This window comes from Kocuria sp. ICS0012 (genome assembly GCF_001665945.1).
In the GTDB taxonomy this organism is placed as follows: Bacteria; Actinomycetota; Actinomycetes; order Actinomycetales; family Micrococcaceae; genus Kocuria; species Kocuria marina.
The window spans coordinates 103216-125150 of the sequence record NZ_LZMM01000024.1 but is presented as its reverse complement, the minus strand read 5'-3'; the positions used below and the strand labels follow the sequence as shown (position 1 = coordinate 125150).

At 69.7% G+C, this 21935-nt stretch carries 22 protein-coding genes and 1 riboswitch; of the genes, 16 read left to right on the top strand and 6 right to left on the bottom strand.

From position 1 onward, the window contains the following. Positions 1-121: 121 nt before the first annotated feature. Positions 122-1312: an FAD/NAD(P)-binding oxidoreductase gene (locus A5728_RS03130; RefSeq protein ID WP_193519946.1), complete on the top strand. Its 1191-nt coding sequence runs from the start codon at positions 122-124 to the stop codon at positions 1310-1312. Between the two features lie 52 nt (positions 1313-1364). Continuing rightward, positions 1365-1604 carry a VOC family protein gene (locus A5728_RS03125; protein WP_064845656.1) on the top strand — a complete coding sequence of 80 codons (240 nt, stop codon included), beginning with the start codon at positions 1365-1367 and terminating at the stop codon, positions 1602-1604. Positions 1605-1867: 263 nt separating this feature from the next. Here A5728_RS03125 and A5728_RS03120 read toward each other — a convergent pair whose 3' ends face one another. The 4 genes from A5728_RS03120 to A5728_RS03105 form a co-directional block, all read right to left on the bottom strand. Further along, the gene (locus A5728_RS03120) at positions 1868-3058 is read right to left on the bottom strand and encodes a cystathionine gamma-synthase (protein ID WP_064845655.1); all 1191 of its coding nucleotides are present in this window, start codon (positions 3056-3058) and stop codon (positions 1868-1870) included. 31 nt (positions 3059-3089) lie between these two features. After that, the gene (locus A5728_RS03115) at positions 3090-4397 is read right to left on the bottom strand and encodes an aminotransferase class I/II-fold pyridoxal phosphate-dependent enzyme (protein WP_064845654.1); all 1308 of its coding nucleotides are present in this window, start codon (positions 4395-4397) and stop codon (positions 3090-3092) included. 72 nt (positions 4398-4469) lie between these two features. Continuing rightward, positions 4470-6959, bottom strand: coding sequence for a 5-methyltetrahydropteroyltriglutamate--homocysteine S-methyltransferase (gene metE, locus A5728_RS03110; RefSeq protein ID WP_082943192.1), 2490 nt, complete (start codon positions 6957-6959; stop codon positions 4470-4472). Between the two features lie 197 nt (positions 6960-7156). Further along, positions 7157-8110 (bottom strand): methylenetetrahydrofolate reductase, encoded by a 954-nt coding sequence (locus A5728_RS03105; protein WP_231885486.1) that lies wholly within the window; start codon positions 8108-8110, stop codon positions 7157-7159. Between the two features lie 80 nt (positions 8111-8190). Continuing rightward, positions 8191-8307: riboswitch (SAM riboswitch) on the bottom strand. A gap of 171 nt (positions 8308-8478) precedes the next feature. Here A5728_RS03105 and A5728_RS14690 point away from each other — a divergent pair. After that, positions 8479-8910, top strand: a complete 432-nt coding sequence (locus A5728_RS14690; protein ID WP_064845652.1) for a thiamine pyrophosphate-binding protein — start codon at positions 8479-8481, stop codon at positions 8908-8910. Further along, on the top strand, positions 8907-9182 hold the full coding sequence (locus A5728_RS14685; protein ID WP_064845651.1) for a hypothetical protein: 276 nt from the start codon (positions 8907-8909) through the stop codon (positions 9180-9182). The genes A5728_RS14690 and A5728_RS14685 overlap by 4 nt, the downstream gene beginning before the upstream one ends. A gap of 123 nt (positions 9183-9305) precedes the next feature. On the opposite strand, the gene A5728_RS14415 is transcribed toward A5728_RS14685, so the two are convergent. Next, positions 9306-10154 carry a thermonuclease family protein gene (locus A5728_RS14415; RefSeq protein WP_064845650.1) on the bottom strand — a complete coding sequence of 283 codons (849 nt, stop codon included), beginning with the start codon at positions 10152-10154 and terminating at the stop codon, positions 9306-9308. A 412-nt stretch (positions 10155-10566) separates the two neighbouring features. Here A5728_RS14415 and A5728_RS03085 point away from each other — a divergent pair, with 412 nt between their 5' ends. The 12 genes from A5728_RS03085 to A5728_RS03030 all read left to right on the top strand — a co-directional run bounded on the left by A5728_RS03085 (position 10567) and on the right by A5728_RS03030 (position 20692). After that, complete coding sequence (locus tag A5728_RS03085) at positions 10567-11436, top strand: fructosamine kinase family protein (protein WP_064845649.1); 870 nt, start codon at positions 10567-10569, stop codon at positions 11434-11436. 172 nt (positions 11437-11608) lie between these two features. Continuing rightward, entirely contained in the window at positions 11609-12115 is a 507-nt protein-coding gene (locus A5728_RS03080; protein WP_064845648.1) for a MarR family winged helix-turn-helix transcriptional regulator, read from the top strand. Further along, positions 12112-13398 (top strand): polyprenyl synthetase family protein, encoded by a 1287-nt coding sequence (locus tag A5728_RS03075; protein ID WP_156523362.1) that lies wholly within the window; start codon positions 12112-12114, stop codon positions 13396-13398. The genes A5728_RS03080 and A5728_RS03075 overlap by 4 nt, the downstream gene beginning before the upstream one ends. A gap of 11 nt (positions 13399-13409) precedes the next feature. Next, the gene (locus tag A5728_RS03070) at positions 13410-14309 is read left to right on the top strand and encodes a phytoene/squalene synthase family protein (RefSeq protein WP_064845647.1); all 900 of its coding nucleotides are present in this window, start codon (positions 13410-13412) and stop codon (positions 14307-14309) included. Then, positions 14306-15934, top strand: coding sequence for a phytoene desaturase family protein (gene crtI / locus A5728_RS03065; RefSeq protein ID WP_064845646.1), 1629 nt, complete (start codon positions 14306-14308; stop codon positions 15932-15934). Before A5728_RS03070 ends, crtI begins: the two co-directional genes overlap by 4 nt. Continuing rightward, positions 15934-16299, top strand: coding sequence for a lycopene cyclase domain-containing protein (locus tag A5728_RS03060; protein ID WP_082943190.1), 366 nt, complete (start codon positions 15934-15936; stop codon positions 16297-16299). Before crtI ends, A5728_RS03060 begins: the two co-directional genes overlap by 1 nt. Next, complete coding sequence (locus A5728_RS03055; RefSeq protein WP_064845644.1) at positions 16296-16715, top strand: lycopene cyclase domain-containing protein; 420 nt, start codon at positions 16296-16298, stop codon at positions 16713-16715. Before A5728_RS03060 ends, A5728_RS03055 begins: the two co-directional genes overlap by 4 nt. Beyond that, on the top strand, positions 16705-17580 hold the full coding sequence (locus tag A5728_RS03050; RefSeq protein WP_064845643.1) for a prenyltransferase: 876 nt from the start codon (positions 16705-16707) through the stop codon (positions 17578-17580). Before A5728_RS03055 ends, A5728_RS03050 begins: the two co-directional genes overlap by 11 nt. 149 nt (positions 17581-17729) lie before the next feature. Next, positions 17730-18092, top strand: coding sequence for a GntR family transcriptional regulator (locus tag A5728_RS03045; protein ID WP_064845642.1), 363 nt, complete (start codon positions 17730-17732; stop codon positions 18090-18092). After that, entirely contained in the window at positions 18089-19024 is a 936-nt protein-coding gene (locus A5728_RS03040) for an ABC transporter ATP-binding protein (RefSeq protein ID WP_064845641.1), read from the top strand. The genes A5728_RS03045 and A5728_RS03040 overlap by 4 nt, the downstream gene beginning before the upstream one ends. Beyond that, a complete protein-coding gene (locus A5728_RS03035) occupies positions 19024-19737 on the top strand; it encodes a hypothetical protein (RefSeq protein WP_064845640.1) in 714 nt (237 codons plus the stop codon). Before A5728_RS03040 ends, A5728_RS03035 begins: the two co-directional genes overlap by 1 nt. Positions 19738-19876: 139 nt before the next feature. After that, positions 19877-20692 (top strand): alpha/beta fold hydrolase, encoded by an 816-nt coding sequence (locus A5728_RS03030; RefSeq protein WP_064845639.1) that lies wholly within the window; start codon positions 19877-19879, stop codon positions 20690-20692. Positions 20693-20817: 125 nt separating this feature from the next. Here the strand turns inward: A5728_RS03030 and A5728_RS03025 are convergent, their stop codons facing one another. Further along, entirely contained in the window at positions 20818-21795 is a 978-nt protein-coding gene (locus A5728_RS03025; RefSeq protein ID WP_064845638.1) for an LLM class flavin-dependent oxidoreductase, read from the bottom strand. Positions 21796-21935: the final 140 nt, after the last annotated feature.

Below are 21935 nucleotides of genomic sequence, written 5' to 3'. Positions count from 1 at the left end.
CCGCCGGGATTAACATGAAAGAAAGAAGTGGTCGAGGCCGCACCCCCTTAGGGGCGCGGCCTCCCACCATTTAACACACCGGAACGCTGTAGTGTCTGGGGCTATGGTCGTTGAAGCAGCTGTGAAGCCTCCGAACCGAGCGCGCGTCGTCGTGGTGGGCGGTGGCAATGGCGGGATCGCCCTGGCCTCGCGCCTGAATCGCAAGGGCGAGAGCGACGTCGTGATCGTTGAGCCCCGCTCGGAGCATTTCTACCGCCCGCTCTTGTCCTACGTGGGAGCCGGCCTGGCGACCCTGGGCGATGCACGGCGGGAGCAAAGCAAAGTCATGCCGGAGGGATCCACCTGGGTGCGCGACGTCGTGACACGGGTCCATCCCGAACTCTCCACGGTGACCCTGGGCAGCGGCGCGACGATCGGCTACGACCAGCTCGTGCTCGCCGCCGGCTCGCGTCCCGACTGGGACTTCATCCCGGGATCGGCTGAGGCCGTCCTGTCCGAGAACGCGTCCACTAACTATCTGTTCGATCTCGCCCCGAAGACGTGGCGACTCGTGGACGGCGCCACCTCGGGGACCGCTGTGTTCACGATGCCCGACACCACGTGCCCGTGTGCGGGGGCCGCCCAGAAGATTCTCTACATGGCATGCGATCTGTGGCGCAGCCGCGGTTTCCTGGACGACATGCGGGTGGTCCTCACCGTCCCGGAAGACACGATCTTCGGCGTCCCCGTCGTGGACGATGAACTACAACGGGCGGTCGACGATTACGGGATCGAGCTACGCACGCGTACCCGTGTCCGGTCGGTGGACTTGAGGACGAGCGCGATCACGATCGAATCCGACGGTGCCACGGAGGACATCTCGTACGACTTCCTGCACCTCACGCCCCCGCACATCGCCCCGGACTGGGTGGTGGATTGCGGCCTTTCCACCGAGGGAGCGCGCGGGTTCGTGGACGTGGATCCCGGGACGCTGCGTCATCGTCAGTACGAGAACGTCTGGGCACTCGGGGACATCGCGGCCACCCCGGGCTCCAGTTCCGGTGGTGCGCTGCGGAAGCAGACACCGGTCGTCGCGCAGAACGTCCTGTCCGCGATGCGCGGGCAGCCCGCCACTGCCCGGTACTCCGGGTACACCGTGAGTCCGTTCACCGTCTCCCGCCGCACGCTGGTGCTGGCGGAGTTCACCGCGGACGGCACCCCCAAGCCCAGCAGCAAGGTGTTCGACCCGCGGAAGGAACGCAGGTCCACGTTCCTCTTCGACCGCTGGGGCCTTCCTTGGATCTACTGGCACCGCATCCTGCGGGGTAAGTGACGCTTCGCGCTCCCCCGCCCGGAGCGACCCCGCACCGATCACCGACCCCGAGGTGGGATCCCATGCAGAAAAGATCATCCCGCACGTGTGGTGCCAGGGCACCGCGGAGGAAGCAGTCGCGTTCTACCGGAACGCCCTGCCGGACTGCATGCTCGCCGGTTCGTCCCGGTATCCGTCGGAGGGGGTGCCCGATTTCCAGCAGACGTTCGCCGGCGAACTGCTCACCGCGGATCTGCGGATCGGGGACTACCACGTGGTCCTCATCAACGCGGGTAACGCATGCTGGAGATGAAAAAGCTGAGTATCGCGGGGCTGCGCGGGGACTGACTCCGAGGATCCCGCGCGTCTGCCTCTGGGGCGGCCCGCGCAGGTCGTTCCGGTCAGTTGCACCGGGCAGGTGGCCGACGGCTGCATTCTCGGGGGCCACCTGCCCGGGCCAAGATCGACGGTCCCCTGTCCCGGGCCAAGATCGACGGTCCCCTGTCCCGGGCCAAGATCGACGGTCCCCTGTCCCGGGTCCGGGTCGACGCGTCCCTCTTCCGGGTCAGGACCGGTTCACCTGGCTGCGCCGAGCGCCCGGTCCAGGTCCGCCAGGTGATCCTCGATGTCCTCGATCCCCACGGACAGGCGCACCAGATCCTCGGGAACCTCGTACGGGGTGCCCACGCGGGAACCGTGGGTCATGCTGTGGGGCACGCACGTGAGGGACTCTACACCCCCCAGGCTCACCGAGAGGTTGTAGAGCTCGGTTTCGCGCACGAACGCGTGAGCCGCCTCGATGCCCCCGGCGGGCCGGAACGAGATGATGCCGCCGAATCCGCCGGTGAGGGTTTGTGCAGCCAGCTCGTGCTGCGGGTGTTCCTCGAGACCGGGGTAGTTGACCTCCAGGACGTCGGAGCGTGAGCGCAGGAAGCGGGCCACCTCCAGCGCATTCGAGCAGTGCCGTTCCATGCGCAGCGGGAGGGTCTTCAACCCCCGGGCCGCGAGGAACGAGTCGAACGGGCCGGCCACCGCGCCCCCGGCGAACTGCTGGAACCCGATGAGCTCGGACAGCGGCTGACCCCGCCACTCGGTGTCACCCACGACCACGGCACCGCCGAGCACGTCCGAGTGCCCGCCGATGTACTTGGTCGTGGAATGCACGACCACGTGGGCGCCGAGCACGAGCGGGTTCTGCAGGGCGGAGGACGCGAAGGTGTTGTCCACGACGAGGAGGGCGTCGGCGTCGTCGGCCACCTGCGCCCACGCGGCGATGTCCGCGACGCGCAACAACGGGTTGGACGGCGTCTCGAGCCACAGGACCTTGGTGCGTCCGGGGAGGACGGTCTCCGCGGCGTCGGACGCGGAGGCGGACGGCACGAAGCCGTGCTCGATACCCCACTTGGACAGCACCTGGTCCACGAGGCGGAACGTGCCGCCGTAGACGTCCGAGGCGAGCACGATGTGATCCCCCGGGGCAAGGACCGCGCGCAACAAGGCGTCCTCCGCGGCCATGCCGGAGGCGAACGCGAAGGCCCGGGTGCCCTGCTCGAGGGAGGCGAGCTGTTCCTCGAAACCGTTGCGTGTGGGATTGGAACCGCGGCTGTATTCGTGGCCCCCGGTGCGGAACTGGTTCACGCCGTCCTGGACGAACGTGGAGGTCTGGTAAATGGGCGGGACCACGGCGCCGGTGGTCGGGTCGGGCTGTTGGCCGTCGTGGATGGCGCGCGTGGCGAGTCCGGGCAGGCGGGTGTCGGTGCGGATCATGGGGTGGTCTCCTTCGGGGGGTGCGGGCAGCTCAGTGGGCCGCGGTGGTCGACGCCGAGCGGGGCTGCGGTGCGTGCGCCGGGGCGATGACCGACAGGGCTTGGAAGAGATCGGCCGTGAGATCGGCTTCGTCCTCGAGCCCCACGCTCACGCGCAGGGTCCGCTCGGTGATCCCGCTCGCGCGGAACTGCTCGGGCGTGAGGCGGCAGTGGGTCATGCTCGCGGGGTGCGCCACGAGGGTACGGACGTCACCGATGTTGGCCGCGAGTTTGATCAGACGCAGCGAGTTCACGGCATGCTCGACCTGTTCCGGGGTTCCCTTGAGGTCGATCGAGAACACGCCGCCCACCCCGCGGTAGCCTCCGGTCTCCCGCAGCTGTTGCTGTCGCGGATCCCCGAAGCGGGGGTGGTGGACACGCTCCACCGCGGGATGCTCGGCCAGGGTGAGGGCGAGTCGCTCCGCCGTGGCGGACTGGCGTTCCACGCGCACACCCAGGGTCGTGATGCCCTGCAGGATCTCGTGGGCCGTGGTCGCGCCCATGCACGGGCCCAGGTCGTTGAGGTACTTGCACCGGGCCACACCCAGCAGCGCACGCCGGGCACCGAAGACCTCCACGGGGGAACGGTCCCCCCAGCGGTGGTGCTTGCGGGTCAGCCACGGCCACCGTTCGGGGTCCTCGGTGGGGTCGAAGGACCCGGTGTCCACGAGCACACCGCCCAGGGGCCCGCCGTGTCCCGAGAGGTACTTGGTGGCCGAGTGCACCACGAGGTCCGCACCGTGGCGCCCGGGAGTGTAGAGGTGCGGCGTGGCCACGGTGTTGTCCACGATCACGACCACACCGTTGCGGTGCGCGATCTCCGCGATCGCCTCGAGTTCGGGCAGTTCCGTGAGCGGATTGGCCACGGATTCGAGGAAGAACACGCGCGTGCCGGGGCGCAGGGCATCCTCCCACTGCTGCGGTTCGCGGGGATCCGCGAACGTGACCTCCAGGCCCGTGTCCGCGAGGGTGTCCGTGAGCAGGTCCACCGTCCCGCCGTAGATCCGCGAGGAGACGACGACGTGCGCGTCCTTCGCGGGCCCGGTCAACGTGAGCAAAGCGAGGCTCACCGCGGCTTGTCCCGACGACGTCGCGACCGCGCATTCCCCTCCCTCCAGCCGCGCGACCTCGGCCTCGAGCGCCGCGACGTTCGGATTACCCGTGCGGGCGTAGGTGAAACCGCTCGCGCGCTGGGCGAAGACCTCGCGGGCGTCGGCCAGGGTCTTGAACGCGTACGCGGCACTGTGGTGGATGGGCCGGACGATGGGTGTGCCCAGCGGAGCGGGGGTGGCTGCGGTCATGGTCTTCTTCCTTCCTCGGTCCACCCGGGCGCCGCGCGGCGGCGGCCACCGGGTGGACGTTTCCTACGGGAATCAGCGCTGCGCCGGAGTATCCGCGGCAGGGGTCGAGGACGCGGCGACAGTGACGCTCCCGGACACGGTCGTCGCGTCGTTCGGGTCCACGTTCGCCGGTGCACCTGCGGGCGCGCCGGCCGTCCGAGCGGCGTCGTCGGCGGAGAGTTCCGCGCGCACGGTGACCGCCGCGGCGACCAGCCGGTCCAGTGCGGCCTCGGTCTCGGGCCAGCCGCGGGTCTTCAACCCGCAGTCGGGGTTAACCCACACGCGCTCGGCGCCGATCTCGTGCGCCGCGTGGCGGATGCGCCCCGCGACCTCCTCGAACGTGGGGACCCGGGGCGAGTGGATGTCCCACACGCCGGGACCCACGTCCCGAGGGAAGTCGGATGCCGCGAGCCCGGTCACGATGCCCGAACCGGAGCGGGACGCCTCGAGCGTGGTGACGTCCGCGTCCAGGGCGTCGATCGCGTCCAGGACGGTCTCGAACTCCGAATAGCACAGGTGGGTGTGGATCTGGGTGTCCGTGGCCGCCCCGCCCGTGGCCAGGCGGAACGCCCCCACGGACCACTCGAGGTACGCCGGGCGCTCGGCCGCCCGCAGCGGCAGCAGCTCGCGCAGCGCGGGCTCGTCCACCTGGATCACGGGCGTTCCCGCGCGTTCGAGATCCGCGATCTCGTCCCGCAGGGCGAGTGCGACCTGGTCGGCGACCTCGGCGGCCGGAGCGTCGTCGCGCACGAAGGACCACGCGAGGATCGTGACCGGCCCGGTCAACATGCCCTTGACGGGGCGCTCGGTCAGGGACGCCGCGTACGAGGTCCAGTCCACCGTGATCGGCGCGGGGCGCGAGACGTCCCCGAACAGGATCGACGGGCGCGTGCAGCGCGATCCATAGGACTGCACCCAGCCGTGCTGCGTGGTCACGAAACCGTCCAGCCCCTCCGCGAAGTACTGCACCATGTCGTTGCGCTCGGGTTCGCCGTGCACCAGGACGTCGAGCCCCAGTTCCTCCTGGACGCGCACCGTGTGGGCGATCTCCGCGCGGATCGCGTCCGTGTACTCGGCCTCCGTGATCCGCCCCGCGCGGTGGTCCGCCCGGGTCTTGCGGATCTGCGGCGTCTGCGGGAAGGATCCGATGGTCGTGGTGGGCAGCACGGGCAAGCGCAGACGTTCGCGCTGGGCAGCGCGGCGCTGTTCGGCGTCCGCGCGCTGGCGGTCCGCGTCCTGCACCGCGGCGGTGCGCTCGCGGATCTCGGCCTTGTGAGTTGCCGGGTGCTCGGCGCGGGCCGCGCGGATCGTGGCGTCCTCGTCCAGGGTGTCCCGGATGGCATCCCAGCCGTGCTCGACGCCGCGCGCGAGCCCGACCACCTCGGTCACCTTCTGGTCAGCGAACGCGACCCAGCTGGTGACGTCCGGATCCAGCGCGGTCTCGCGGGCGACGTCGTGCGGGACATGCAGCAGCGGCGTCGCGGTGCCCACGGCCACCGGCCCGCGGGCCGCGGCGCGCAGCCGGTCCAGGGTCTCGACGGCGCGCGCGAGGTCGGTGCGCCACACGGTGCGCCCGCCCACGACGCCGCCCACGACGGGGCGTTCGCCCCATGCCTCGAGTGCCTTCTTGCCGGGGACGTCCCCGCGGTCGAGGTCGATGGCCAGGGCGTCGACGTTCGTGTGGGCCAGGGCGAGCTGGGCGTCCTCGCCGGCATCGCCGTAGCCCACGGTCACGAGGATCGCGGGGCGCTGTTGCTCGTTCGAGAGTTGGGTGTAGGCGCTCTCGAGGGCGGCCACGAGTTCGGTGCGTTCCACACTCCACCCGTCCGCGGCGAGGGCCGGCTCGTCGAGTTGCACCCATTCGACGCCGGCCTCGGCCAGGGCTCGCAGGATCGCGGCGTATTCGGCCACGACGTCGTCGAGGCGCTGCAGGGGGTGACTCGCGACGGCATCGGTGGTCTCGGGGCGTGAGAGCAAGAGCAGGCTCACGGGGCCCACGAGGACCGGGCGGGTGGTGATCCCGGTGGTCCCGAGGGTGGTCCGGTAGCGGGACACGAGGCTCTCGGGGTTCGCACGCAACGGGGTGTCCGGGCCGATCTCGGGTACGTAGTAGTGGTAGTTGGTGTCGAACCACTTGGTCATCTCGAGCGGCTCCAACCGATCGGTGCCGCGGGACAACGCCGTGATCAGCTCGATCCCGCGGGGCGTGTCCGGGGCGGCGGGCTCGTAGCCGTCCGCGATGAACCGCGCGGGAACCGCGCCCAGCGCCAGGGACGTGTCCAGGACGTGGTCTACCGCGAACCCCTCGGACGGCACAGCGTGATCCGCGGTGAGGCCGAGTTCGGACAATCGCGTGGCGGTGCGCTCACGCAACCGGGCGAGGGTGTCCAGCACCGTGGTGGCGGGGTGCTGTTGCGGGTCCTTCCAATAGGACTCGAGTGCGCGCTTGAGCTCGCGGTCGGGGCCGATGCGGGGGTAGCCCAGGATCGTGGCGGCGGGGAACGGGACGGGCTGGGTGCTCATGGGAACTCCTCGGAGCTGGTGTGGGGTATGGCGGTTAGGGGGTGTGATGAGCCGCGGCAACGGGTGTGCTCCGGCGCGGCGGGGTAAGGGGAACGTCAGCGTGGGTGGTGCCGCTACGAACGGTTTTCGGCCTGCCCGGATGTGGCGGTCGAAGCCAACACGATCGGTTCACGGGTCGGTCGGGGCTGGTGCGGCGGTCAGGCCGCGGGGCTGCGGCCTCGGTATTCGCGTGCGGCATCCCGGACCCGCAGGTGCTCCAGGATGGTCAGCGCCGCCTCGGGGCGGTTGAACGTGTACAGGTGGAAACCGGCGCAGCCCAGATCCATGAGGTCGTCGATCAGGGACAGGGTGGCCGCGACCCCTCGGTGGCGCAGTTCCTCAGGAGTGTCGGCGCGCAGGAACCGGGTGAGGCGTTCCGGGACCCGGACCCCGGTGATCTCGGTCATGCGCTGCAACCTTTGAGGGTTGCTCAGCGGCATGAGCCCGGCGACCACGGGGATGTGGATGCCCTCCGAGCGCGCGCGTTCCAGGAACGTGGCGTAGTCCTCGGGTTCGTAGAGCACCTGCGTGATCGCGTAGTCCGCGCCGGCCTCCTGCTTGTCCCACAGGGACGCGAGATCCGCCTCGAAGTCGCGGCCACGCGCGGGGGACGGGTAGCACGCCACCGACACGGACAGCGGTCGCTGACCCGGGCGGAACCCGGTGCCGAAGCGACGTCGTTCGACGTCCCGGATCAGCTCCACCAGTTGGGAGGCCCGGCCCAGGCCACCCGCGGGGGTCCGCCATGCCCCGGTACCCAGGGGCGGGTCGCCGCGCAGCGCGAGGAGGTCACGAACGCCGTCGTCCAGCAACTGGTCCACGGCGCGCTCGAGACCCGCGCGGTCCGTGCCACCGCACGTGAAGTGCGCCATGACCGGGGTCTTGGTCGTGCGGCGCAGGTGGCGCAGCGCCTCGCGGGAGACGCCGTGATGGCCGGCGTGACCGTGGGTGACGGAGAAGAAATCCGGCCCGGCCTGGGCCATGGCGTCGATGTTGCGCCACACAGTGTCCGGGTCCGCGGTGGGCCGCGGCGGGAACACTTCGAACGAGACGAGCGTGGAGCGGCGCGGGCGCCGGACCAGCCAGGACGTCCCCGTGGGCGGGCCAGTCACGGGCGCGGGTTCTGACGCTGCGAGGGGTGCGGGCATATAAAAAATCCTCCGGCCTTAGGACGCCGGAGGACGAGCTCCGAGCGCCGTACTTGCCGACCACGCGGTTGCGCGGCGGCCGGATCCTCATCTGGGGCACCCCACTACAGCTGGAGGGTTGCCGCCCGGCTAGCCAGAGCTTCGCACCGGGACTCATGATCCTTTGTTACGAGTAAGCGTAGCACAGCCCCGTGACGAGGCCCACGAACGATGACGGAACCGCCGGCCTCCCGCCGCGCTCGTCTTCCCAAGCGGGCGGATTGGGGGTGGACTGAGGAACGTGCCCCGGCCCGTGCCGCGGCGCACGAACCGCCCCGGAACGGACAGCAGACATGGTGACGACCGTCAGCGATTTCCTGATCCAGCGCCTCAAGCACTGGGGGGTCCAGCGGGTTTTCGGCTTCCCCGGGAACGGCATCGGCGAGTTCGACGGCGCCCTGGACCGTGCCGCACGCGAGAGCGAGGGTCTGGAGTACATCCGCCCGACCCACGAGCAGATCTGCTCCCTCATGGCCACCGCTTACGGCAAGTTCAGCGGGGAAGTGGGCGTGTGCGTCGCGACGTCCTCCCCGGGTGCGTTCCACATGCTCAACGGGCTTTACGACGCCGAGATAGACAATCAGCCGGTCGTGGCGATCATCGGGCAGCAGGGACTGCCCTCGTTCGGGACGTTCACGCAGCAGGAGAGCGACCTGGAACGGGTGCTCGACGACGTCGCGGTGTACGTCCAGGCCGCCGTCTCGCCCCGCAGTCACAGGCCGTGATCGACACCGCGTTCCGCACCGCACGGGGGCACCTGGGCCCTGCCGTGGTCATCCTGCCCCACGACGTGCAGGACATGAAGATGCCCGAGTTGGGACCCGAGAACTGGGTCTCGCGCTCGATAGCCGCGGCGCCGGCCGCGGGCGGGTTCGCGTCCTCGCAGGCACCCGCTTCGACGACGACGCCGTCCCCCTTGCGCAGCGCGACCGCCAACCCCGGTCGTCACGAACCCTGGGACCTGCCGGGAGCGACGTCGTCCACGCAGGAACCCTGAGTTCGGGCCGCCGTGCATCCGGCGGCTCGCCGGTGCACCCGCGTGACGAAAGCGCGGCGAAAAGCAGGGACGCCCACCCGATCAACCGACCGGTTGAGCGCGCCTTGGCGTGTCATCAGCGACTCAGCACGGGTGCCAGACCTTGCCTCCCGGTTCGTAGCACCGGGGGCCGGTGTAACCGGGATAGCCGCCATCACTCTCGGGAGCCGGGGGCACGTGGGGTGCCGCCGGCAGCTGCGGGGCAGCAGGTACCCGGGGCGCGGCCGGTAGCTGAGGTGCCGCGGGCTGCGCGGGGGCGGGGTCGTAGTTGTAGCTTGGTTGCGGAGCGGGATTGGGCTGGGGTGCCGGATCGCCCACGGCGACCTCGTCCTCCACGACCGCGGGAGGCGCCTCGAGCGTCGGCGTGGGAGTGGGTGTGGAGGACGGGGTGGGACTCGGCGTCGCGCTCGGGCTCGCGGTGCTCGAAGTTGTGGTGCCGGGGGATGCGGATTCCCCCGGCGGCGCGCAGTCCTGCTTCGGGTCGAAGAAACCGACCTGCATGGCCTGGGCCACGTTGTACGCGCTGTCCATCTCTCGCCGGTACGTGCTGTTGGCGCCCACGGTCATGGGCGTTGCCAGGCCCGCCTTGACGAGTGCCTGGTTGGCGTTCAACCCGTCGTCGTCGCGGGTCACTCGTGCGAGGGTGCGGCCGTAGCGGTCCGTGCGTTCCACGTCGTAGTCCAGGTGGATCGTGGTTCCCTTGGGCAGGAGGTCCTCAAGCTTGGCCGTGGCCTCGTCCGCGAGGCACTCGCCGGGCTGACCGTCCCGCGCGACCTCCGGGGTATTGATGTTCAGCAGCCGCACCCGCGTGGACTTCCCCGCGATCGTGGCGTCCAGGGTGTCCCCGTCCACCACGCGTTCCACCGTGGCCACCGAGTCGTCCGGGGTGGGCGCGGACTCTGCGGCGCCGCCGCACGCGGTCAGGGCGAACAAGCTCGCCAGGACGACGGCGCTCGCACGGGCCCTCGGACCGGCGGCCCAGCGACTTCTCGGACCGGCGGCCCAGCGACTTCTCGGACCGGCGGCCCACCGGCGGCGGGCAGGATGGTGAATGGTCTCGGCAGGCATCGCGGTCCCGGGTCTCGGAGGAAGCACCCGGCATCATGTCGGTGCATTTGCAACGACGTTATTGTGCCAGAGGGTGTTCACCCTGCAGGGATCGGCGATCCGTGTCGCGGCACGTGATGCCTAGTGGAGTAAAAGCACCTGGGGGTGCCTCAAGACTGCTTTAGCTCAGTAAAAGCAGAGGGGGGTGAGGCGGAGCTAGGTGTCGGGCGGGGGGTGCGCTCGGGGTAGCGGGTGGGCGCGGGGTGGTGCGCTGTGCGGCATGGTGTAGACAAGACGCATGGCCACCATCGATGAGCTTCCCGGTGAGATCGTCGCGGACCTGCGTGTGAGCGATGCCCGTCCCCTGAGCGGCGGGGACACCGCCCACGCCTACTGGCTCGAGACCCCGGACGGGCCCCTGTTCGCCAAGACCATGCCGGGTGCCCCGGCGGGCGTGTTGGCGTTGGAGGCGGCGGGACTCGAGGCGCTGCGCGCCGTCGCCCCCGCCGAGGTGCGGGTGCCCAGGGTGCATCACGTGGGCGATGAGGCCCTGGTGCTTGAGTGGATCGACGAGGGTCCCGGACGGCAGGACCGTGCCACGGAACGCAGCATGGGGGCCGGTCTCGCGGCCATCCACCGCGCGCGAGCCCCGCACGTCGGGTGGCTCTCGGCGGAGCTGCCGGAACGCATCGGCTCGTTCCCGGTGGATCTCACGCCCACGGACGACTGGGCCGACTTCCTGTTGCACCGCCGCATCGAGCCGTTACTGCGCGCGGCGATCGACGCGGGACACCTGGACCCCGCGGCGTCGGACCTGCTGGCGCGCGTGGCGCCGCGAGCGGACGAACTCGCGGGCCCTCCCGAGCCCCCGAGCCTGCTGCACGGTGACCTGTGGGCAGGCAACCGCGTGGTCGATCGCAACGGGACGAACTGGCTCATCGATCCGTCCTCGTTCTACGGACACCGCGAGTACGACCTGGCCATGATGCAGCTCTTCGGCGGTTTCGGGCGGGAATGCTTCGCGGCGTACGACGACGTCTACCCCCTCGCGGACGGCTGGCACGACCGGGTGCCGTGGTACCAGTTGCCGCCGCTGCTGGTGCATGCGATCAGGTTCGACGGTGGTTACGGCGGGGCGGTCCTGCGGGCCCTGCGCAGTCTGATGTGACACTACGGGGCGCGTCCATCACCCGCTGAGGACAGGGCGTTCTCGGCCGATGACCGCGACAAGGCAGGTGCGGACAACGTTTTCCACCCGCGTGACATGGTTGGACACGTCCCCCGCACGTGCAGCATGATGTTTACTAGATTGTCTAGTTACCCACAACGCGAGGAACGCGATGGAGAGCAGTGCAACGTGGTACGGGCCGGTGAGCCCGCAGTCGCGTGCGCTGCGCCGGGTGGTCGTGCTCAACGCGGAGATCGCGTACGAGATCCGCCGCATCTTGGGGCTCAAGGGAACCGATTACGCGGCCATGGCCATGCTCATAGTCCATTCCATGGGGCCCACGGAACTGGCTCACGCGCTGCACATCACGACGGCCTCCGCGACCGCGGTGGTGGACCGACTGGTGCGCGCGGGTCACGTGGTCCGGGAGCCCGTGGAGGGGGATCGACGCCGGATGACTGTGCGCGCGGTGACCTCGTCCAGGGAGCGGACCCGGGAGCACGTCGTGCCGGTAATCGGGATGGTCGAGGACGAGCTCGACGCCTTGGATGAGCCCGGGCGTGAGGCCGTCCTCCGGTTCCTGAGAGGTACCGAGTCCCGTCTGGAGGAGTACTTGGAAGACTTGCGCGGGCGCGCGGACCAGGCGTCCCAGGACGATCCCAGGGCGGGTGGGTCATGACCGAACGCGTACGCACCGCCCGGTCCCGTGAATCCCACCGAGCGGCTCTGGGGATCCCGTCCGTTGCCGATCCTGGGGCCTCCCCGAGTGTCGCCCCCGCTGACGACGCCGCCTGGCGCCGTTTCCGCACCGCCGTGGGGGAAGAGCTGGACGCGTTCTTCGCGGCCCCCGCGAATCGAGTTCCCACCAGCCCGGGTTTCGGGGTGCTGTGGGAGCGGGTGCGCGAGCACATGGTGGGCGGCAAGCTCATCCGGCCGCGACTGACGTGGATCGCGTGGTCCTCCTTCGCCGGGGGCGCGGGGGATGAATCGAGCGCGCCTGACCCGCTCGTCGCGCCGGACGCCGGGGATGCCGCGGAGACGCCGGGTGTGCGCGACGCGGCCGGAGACGGGAACCACACGGCGGGCGACCGAAAGACAGAGGCGCCGGACCCCGAGTGCGTGCGCCTGGCGGCGTCGTTCGAGATGCTGCACGCGGCCCTACTGGTCCACGACGACGTGGTGGACCGCGACTGGCTGCGCCGGGGCATGCCCACGGTGGGAGAGCTGTTCCGCCGTGACGCGGCCCGCGCCGGCGCACCCGAGCACGAAGCGGAACACGCGGGGGCCTCGGCGGCGATCCTCGCGGGGGACCTGTTGTTGGCGGGGGCACTGCGGCTCGCGACCACGTGCGCATCGGACCTCGCGCGGTGTCGCGCCGTGGCGGACGTGGTGTTCGACGCCGTGACCGCCTCCGCGGCCGGGGAGCTGGATGACGTGCTGTTGTCCCTGCATCGCTTCGGCGCCGAGCACCCCGGGGTGCAGGACATCCTGGACATGGAGCGGCTCAAGACCGCCACGTATTCGTTCGAGGCCCCGCTGCGGGCCGGCGCACTGCTCGCGGGTGCTCCCGCGGACGTCGCGGAGCGGCTGGCCCAGGCCGGCGCCATGCTGGGCGTGGGGTACCAGGTGGTGGACGACGTCCTGGGGACGTTCGGTGACCCGGGACTGACCGGCAAATCGGTGGACGCGGATCTACGTTCGGGCAAGGCCACCGTGCTCACCGCCCACGGGATGGGAGTACCCACGGTCCGCCGGGTCCTCAGGGACCTCGCGGCGGAACGCACCACGGTGCATCACGCGCGGGAAGCGCTCACGGCCTCCGGCGCCAAGGACGTGGCCGTGGAACTGGCCACGGATCTCGTGGACCGCGCCCGGACCACCCTGGACGAACTGCCCCTGCCCGCGGCGCAGCGCGATCAGCTCGTCGCGCTGTGCCACCACGTCCTGAACAGACACTCGTAGTGAGGACCCCCATGCCGGATTCGGACGCGCCGCCCCTCGCGTCGCTTCGCCTGTACACCGCCACGGCCCTCGCGGCCTCCGGGTCGGTCATCGGCCGGTACTCCACCTCCTTCTCGCTGGCGTGCCGCACCCTGCCGTCCGCCGTGCGCCGGGACATCGCGGGGATCTACGCGCTCGTGCGCGTCGCGGACGAGGTCGTGGACGGCACCGCGGGCGCCGCGGGCCTCGAAGCCGCCCGCGTGCGCACCGCCCTGGACGGGTACGAAGCGGCTGTGAACTCGGCCCTGGCCACGGGATTCGCCACGGACCTGGTGATCCACGGCTTCGCGGACGTCGCCCGCCGTCACGGTTTCGGGCGGGAGCTGACCGAACCGTTCTTCGCGTCCATGCGCGCCGACCTGGACGTGGCCGAGCACGACGGCGCGTCGCTCGAGTCGTACATCTACGGTTCCGCGGAGGTCGTGGGACTCATGTGCCTCGAGGTGTTCATGGACATGCCCGGCACACGGGCGGACACCCCTGAGCAGCGGGACATGCTGCGGGCCACGGCCCGGCGGCTGGGAGCGGCCTTCCAGAAGGTGAATTTCCTGCGTGACCTCGGGGCGGACCACGACCAGCTCGGTCGCACGTACTTCCCGGGCGCGGACCCCGCCCACCTGGACGAGACCCAGAAGGCGCAGCTGCTCGCGGACCTCAATGCGGATCTCGACGCCGCGATGCCCGGGATCCTGGCCCTGGACCGGCGCGCTCGCCGGGCGGTCCTGATTGCGCACGGACTGTTCGCGGAACTGTCCCGGCGGATCGAACGCGTCCCCGCGCGGGAACTGACCAGACAACGCATCAGCGTGCCCACCGCGGTGAAACTGCGGATCGCGGCGCGCTCCCTCTCGGATTCGGTGGTGACACGATGACACGGACGGTGGTGATCGGCGGCGGTTTCGCGGGCCTGGCCACGGCGGGGCTGCTCGCCCAGGACGGGCACCGCGTGACCCTTCTGGAACAACAGGACATCCTGGGTGGGCGCTCCGGGCGGTGGTCCGCGGAGGGCTTCTCGTTCGACACCGGCCCCAGTTGGTACCTCATGCCGGAGGTCATCGACCGGTGGTTCCGGCTCATGGGCTCCAGCGCCGCAGCAGAACTGGACCTGCGCACCCTGAGCCCGGGCTACCGCACGTTCTTCGAGGAGCACCTGGACGAGCCACCGACGGACGTGGTCAGCGGGCACGCGGAGGAACTGTTCGAGCAACTGGACCCGGGATCCTCCCGCGCGCTGCGCATGTACCTGGACTCCGGCGCGGAGGTCTACGAGCTCGCCAAGAAGTACTTTCTCTACACGGATTTCGCGCACCCCCGTGAGCTCATGACCCCGCAGGTGCTCAAGAACCTCCCGCGGCTCGGCACACTGCTGACCCGGTCCATGAAGGGCTACATCGACCAGCGGTTCACCGATCCGCGGGAACGCCAGATCCTGGGGTACCCCGCGGTGTTCCTGGGCGCCTCGCCCTCGAGCGCTCCGGCCATGTACCACCTCATGAGTCACCTCGATCTCACGGACGGAGTGCGGTACCCCGTGGGTGGGTTCAGCGCGCTCGTGGACGCGATGGTCGAGCTGGTGCGCGCGGCCGGGGTCGAGATCGTGACCGGGGCGACCGTCACGGGGATCGACGTCGAGCGGGCACCGCGCTCCGTGCGTTCCCAGGTGGCGGCCGCCCGTTCACGACGTCGCTCGGCCGGCTCCGTGCGCGGCGTACGCTACCGCGCGACGTCATCGGCCTCGAATGCGCCGCGGACGGCGGCCGACGGTGCGGAGACCACCGTGCCCGCCGATCTCGTGGTGGGTGCCACGGACCTGCACCACATCCAGACCAGGTTGCTGCCCGAGCGGTACCGGGCCCCGGAATCGCGGTGGAAGCGCCGGGACCCGGGGCCGTCCGGGGTGCTCGTGTGCCTGGGCGTGCGGGGGAAATTGCCGCAATTGGCCCACCACAACCTGCTGTTCACGGCGGACTGGGACGACAACTTCGCGCGCATCGGTACCGGGCGGGAGCTCGCGGAGGAGACCTCGATCTATGTGTCCATGACGTCGGCCACGGACCCCGCCACTGCGCCCGAGGGGGACGAGAACCTCTTCATCCTGGTGCCCGCACCGGCCGTCCCCGAGTGGGGTCGCGGCGGGATCAGCACGCCGGAACGCCACGAACCGGGTTCGGAACAGGTCGAGCGGGTCGCGGACGCGGCCGTGGCGCAACTGGCCCGCTGGGCGAAGATCCCGGATCTCGAGTCCCGGGTCGTGGTGCGGCGCACGTACGGGCCGGGGGACTTCGTCGCCCAGTTCAACGCGTGGCGCGGTTCCCTCCTGGGCCCTGGTCACACGCTCGGCCAGTCCGCGATGCTGCGCCCCGGTGTGACCGATCCCGGGATCCGGGGCCTGTTCTACGCGGGGTCCTCGGTGCGCCCGGGGATCGGCGTGCCCATGTGCTTGATCTCATCCCAGGTGGTGTGGGACGCCATCCGCGAGGACAGCGGGGTGTCCTGATGTATTTGCTCATGCTGCTCGTGTTCCTGGGGTGCTACGCGCTGATCGACCGGCGGTGGAACCTTTACTTCTGGTCGGGGCACAAACTGCGGGCGTGGCTCGTGCTCGTCGTGGGGGTTCTGTTCTTCCTCGCGTGGGACGTTGTGGGGATCGTCAACGGGCTGTTCTGGCACGGCGAGAACTCACTGACCCTGGGGATCTTGGTGGCCCCCGAACTGCCCCTCGAAGAGGTCTTCTTCCTGGCATTCCTGTGCTACCAGACCATGATCTACGTGATCGGGGCACCCGTGCTGTGGCGGTGGCTGCGCGACCGGCGGGGCACCGCGGCGTCGTCGTCCGAACTGCGAGGAGGTCACGGATCGTGACGTACTGGAGCGTGAACTTCATCTTCTTGGGCATCTCGGCAGTGGTGCTGCTCGTGGCCGTGCTCGTGCGGCGGCCGCGGGGGCTGTTCTGGGGATCCCTGGTGGCGTCCTTCGTGCTGCTCGGGGTGCTCACCGCGATCTTCGACAACCTCATGATCGCCGCCGGGATCATGACCTACACGGAGCACAACATCTCCGGCGCGCAGATCGGACTGGCCCCGCTCGAGGACTTCGCGTACCCGTTCGCGGGGGTGCTCCTGCTGCCGGCGCTGTGGTTGTTGCTCGGTGGTGCCCGCCAAGAACGCGGTGCCCGTGAAGAACGTCGTGTCGGCGACGGACGCGGGGCGCACGACGGACGCGGCGCTCGCGGTGCCCGAACGCCGGGGGCTGAGGAAAGGGGAGTCCGTGCTGAGTAAGCTCTTCTGGGCCTCGCGCCCCCTGAGCTGGGTGAACACCGCGTACCCGTTCACCGCGGCGGTGCTGTTGACCGGGGGCATCCCGTGGTGGCTCGTGGTGCTCGGCACGGTGTTCTTCCTGGTGCCCTACAACCTGGCCATGTACGGCATCAACGACGTCTTCGACTACGAGTCCGATCTGCGCAATCCCCGCAAGGGCGGTGTGGAGGGTGCCGTGGTGGACCGTGCCGCGCAGCGCCCCGTGTTGCTGGCCTCGTGCCTGGTCCCGGTGCCCTTCGTCCTGGTGCTCCTGGGCTACGCGGTGGTCACGGGCAACTGGGTGTCCATCGCGGTGCTCGCGGTCTCGCTGTTCGCCGTGGTGGCGTACTCGTGGGCCGGGCTGCGGTTCAAGGAACGCCCGTTCGTGGACGCGATGACGAGTGCCACCCACTTCGTCTCGCCCGCGGTCTACGGCCTGACGCTGGCGGGCGCCACGTTCACACCGGGACTGTGGGCGCTGCTCATCGGGTTCTTCCTGTGGGGCATGGCCTCCCAGATGTTCGGCGCGGTCCAGGACGTGGTCCCGGACCGGGAGGGCGGACTCGCGTCCGTGGCCACGGTGCTCGGGGCCCGGCCCACCGTGTGGGTGGCCGCGCTGCTGTACGCCCTGGCGGGCGGGCTCATGATGTTCACCGAGTGGCCAGGCCAGCTCGCCGCGCTGCTCGCGGTGCCGTACCTGCTCAACGTGCTGCGCTTCAGCGGTGTCACGGACACCGATTCCGGGCAGGCCAACGCGGGGTGGAAGACCTTCCTGTGGTTGAACTACCTCACCGGTTTCCTGGTGACCATGCTGCTCATCTGGTGGGCCGCGGTGCGCCCGGTCTGACCCCGGCCGGTCGCTCGACGCCGCTCGCCCCCTCCCGGGGGCGGGCGGCGTCGTCGTTCTCGTCCTGATCCGATCCGTGAACCCTTGACCGCCTCGCCGGTTATGTGGTTCATTAGTAAAGTAATGAACCAAGGAGCTGGAAGTTCTCCATGACACCCAAACAAGACGGTCGCCCGATCTTCATGGTCCTGGCCGACCAGATCGCGGACGACATCCTCCAGGGCAACTACCCGGTGGATTCCGCGGTGCCATCCACCAACGAACTCGCCGCGTTCTACCGCATCAACCCCGCGACGGCGGGAAAAGCGCTGGGACGCTTGGTGGATCAGGGAGTCGTGGAGCGGCGTCGTGGGATCGGGACGTTCGTGGCCGCGGATGGCCCGGACATCCTGCGAGCGCAGCGCCGGGAGGCGTTCCATGAAGACTTCATCCAACCCGCCGTGGCCGAGGCCCGGAGGCTCGGACTCACACTCGACGACATGGTCGCACTCATCAGAAAGGTCTCGCCATGAGTTCTCCCGTACGACACGCGGATCACCGCGAGAGCGCGCCGGGGCAGGGGATCCGGATCAGGAACCTGAACAAGTCCTTCGGCAAGAAACACGTGCTGCGGGACATCACCGTGGATTTCGCGCCCGATCGGGTGCACGGGCTGCTCGGGGCCAACGGCGTGGGCAAGACCACGCTGATGTCCGTGATCCTCAATCACACGTTCCGCAGCTCCGGTGAGGTGCTGATCGACGGTGAGGATCCGCGGGAGAACGCGCGGTTGCTCGAACGCACGTGCTTCGTCCACGAGGACCAGAAGTTCCACGACGACGACACCCCGGCCTCCCTGCTGCGCATCCTGCCCACGTTCTACCCCACGTGGGACACCGACCTGGCCGAGCGCCTGGCGCCCCGGTTCAAGCTGCCGATGAGCACGCGCACCACCAAGCTCTCCCGCGGGCAGCGCAGCGCGCTGGCGATCGTCATCTCGCTGGCCGCGCGGGCGCCGTACACCTTCATGGACGAGCCGTACCTGGGGCTCGACCCCGGGCACCGCGCCCTGTTTTACGAGGAGTTCGCCCGCGCCATGGCCGAACACCCGCGCACCGTGATCCTCTCCACGCACCTGATCGACGAGGTGTCCGACCTGCTCGAGAACGTGGTCATGATCGAGGACGGCCGGGTCACGGTGGACGCGGACATCGACGACGCCCGGGACAGCGCGTTCGTGCTGCGCGGACTCGAACCCGTGGTCCGGGACGTCGTGGGCGCTCGCAGGGTCCTGCGCGAGTACCGACTCGGCAACATCCTCTCCATCACCGTGGACGGCACCGCGACCGCTGAGGACCGGCGCCGCGCGGACGCCGCCAATGTCTCGTTGGAACCCGTCACCTTGCAGGAACTCGTGGCCGCGCGGGGCATGCGCGGCACCGACGACGCAGAAATGAGTGTGTGATGCAGTACGCCCGCCGGAACCTCGCGCTGTACCTGACCAACCGACTCAACTCCTTCGTGGTGGCCCCGGCCATCCTGATCCTGGTCGCGATCCTCACGGTCGTGATCGGGCTGATCATCGGCATCCGCACCGGTCTGCCCCTACCGCGGCCTGTCCAGGACGGATTCCAAGCCAACCTGGCCGTGTTCTGGGCCCTCCCGGGCTTCCTGATCTCCCACGGCGCGCTGACCGCCAACCGGGGTTTCGCCGGCGCGCTCGCGTTCGGCAGCACCCGCCGGAACTTCTGGGCGGGCACGGCCATGGGTTTCATGATCACGTCCCTGGTGGTCGCAGCCGTGGGTCTCGTGATCCTAGCCGCGGAGGCCGCGACCGGGTTCGGGCTGGGGATCAGTTTCCTCACCATTCACGCCCTGGGTGACGGCAACCCCCTGATCGTGGCCGTGACATTGTTCCTGCTGAGTCTCATGAGCCTCTTCGCGGGCATGAGTTTCGGCGGGATCTACCGCGCGGCCGGGGTGATCTGGACCGTGATCTCGATCGTGGCCGTGGTGCTCGTGGCACTGGGTCTGCTCGCCGCGATCGTGGCCTGGCCGGACTTGTGGTTGGACCTCGCGAGCGAGCTCGGACGGTGGGGCATCCCGCTCGGCCTCGTGGTCGTCACGCTGATCGCCGGTCTCGCGAGCCGCGCGGTGGTGCGGTACGCGGAGATCTGAGCTCCCGGTACGACGCCGCTCGCTCTCTTCCCGGGGGTGGGCGTCGTCGTCGTGTGCGGGCCGTGTCGTGCGGGCGGTGCGTGGACTGCACCCCTGACATCACCCGCTCCCGGGCCACCCCACCTGACATCATGGCCCCATGAGCCGATCGACATTCACCACGCACACCGCCCACGTCAACGACACCGAGCTGGCCTACACGGACGAGGGCCGGGGCGAGTCCGTCGTGCTGCTGCACGGCCACGCGTACGACCGCTCCATGTGGGACGGGCAGGTCACGACTCTCGCGGAGCAGGGGTGGCGCGTGATCGCCCCGGACCTGCGCGGGTTCGGCGAGTCCCAGGTCACCGAGGGGATCGTGTATACCGAGGAGTTCGCCGCGGACATCGTCGCGCTGCTGGACGAGCTCGGCCTGGAGACCGTGATCCTGTTGGGCTTCTCGATGTCCGGTCAGGTGGCCATGCAGATCGCCGCGTCGTACCCCGAACGGGTGAGCGCGCTGATCATCAACGACACGGTGCCCACGTCCGAGGACGCGGCAGGGCGGCGGCGTCGTCATGTGGCGGCGGACGGGATCGTGCGGGACGGCATGGAGACCTACGCGCAGAACGTGCTGTCCAAGATGATCGCGGAGGAGAACGTGGAGCGGCTGCCGGAGGTCGCCGAGCGCGTGTGTGAGATGATCCGGACTGCCCCGCTCGAGGGCTCCACCGCGGCCATGCGCGGGCGGGCCGAACGCAACGATTTCACCGAGACGCTGCGCGCGTGGGAAAAGCCCGCGCTCGTGATCGTGGGGGACTCGGACGCGTTCGACAACGGCGCGGGCCAGGTCATGAGCGAGCTGCTGCGCCACGGTGAGCTCGTGGTGGTCCCCGCGAGCGGGCACACGCCCAACATGGAGAACCCCTCGGAGTACGACGCCGCTCTGGGTGCCTTCCTCTCGCGCCTCGTCTGATCGGGCGGCTCGCGGGTGCCGCTCACGGGCGGAATGGCGGGCGAACATCTGAGTCCCGAGAATGCCTCGGAATCGCGATCCGGGTGCTTTATCGGGGCATGGATGTACCCGGGGATGCCCGGCGCTCAGTTCCAGTTGTCGGCGAGCAACTCCATGGCTGTGAGGACGTCCGGTTGACGCGTGGCGGTGGGGGAGATCATCAGCTCGTCCGCATCAGCGTGTTCTGCGAACCGGTGCAGGTAGTCCACCACGGTGTCCGGGGTGCCCGCGCCGGTGTAACTGATCATGTGCAGGATCTGCGCGGCAGCGGGGGAGGCCATGACCATGTCCATCTCCTCGTCCGTGAACTCCCGGCCGCGGCCCACCATGGCCTTGACCCGGGAGCGCTGGGTCGCTTCCAGCTGACGGGCGGCGTTCTGCGCGTCCTCGGAAATGATCACGTTCACCGCGGCGATCACGTACGGCTCCGCGAGCTGTTCGGACGGCTGGAACTGGGCCCGGTACGCGGCCACGGCGTCCACGAGGGCGTCCGGCGCGAAGTGCGATGCGAACGCATAGGGCAGCCCGTAGGCCGCGGCCAGCTGGGCCCCGAACAGGGACGAGCCCAGGATGGTCAGCGGCACGTCGGTCCCCGCACCCGGCATCGCCTGCACTCCCGGGATGAGTGAGTTGCCGGTCAGGTAGCCCCGCAGTTCCTTGACGTCCTGGGGGAAGCTCTCGGCGGATTCGGGGGAACGACGCAGTGCGCGCAGCGTGCGCGGATCCGTCCCCGGGGCGCGACCGAGCCCCAGGTCGATCCGGCCGGGATGCAGCTCCGCGAGGGTGCCGAATTGTTCCGCGATCGTGAGCGGGGAGTGATTGGGCAGCATGACGCCGCCCGAACCGAGCCGGATGCGTTCCGTGTGCGCGGCCACGTGGGCGATCAACACTGCCGGTGCGGAGGACGCGATCGTGGGCATGTTGTGGTGCTCCGCGTACCAGACCCGCGTGTATCCCAACCGCTCCGCGTGCCGGGCAAGGGTCACGGAATCCGCGAAACTCTCACCCACCGATTGGTTCTCGCGCACGGTGGCGAAGTCGATGACCGATAGAGGCAGTGCCATGAATGAAACCCTTTCCAGAGAAAACTTGCTGTAGGAATAACGGGCTCACGGGGCCCGATATTCCGCGGGCCGCTGCTCTCCCGGGTGTGCTGAACGGGTTGCTTGGGGTGGGAGGGGATGAGCGGGGGAGCGGGATGAGG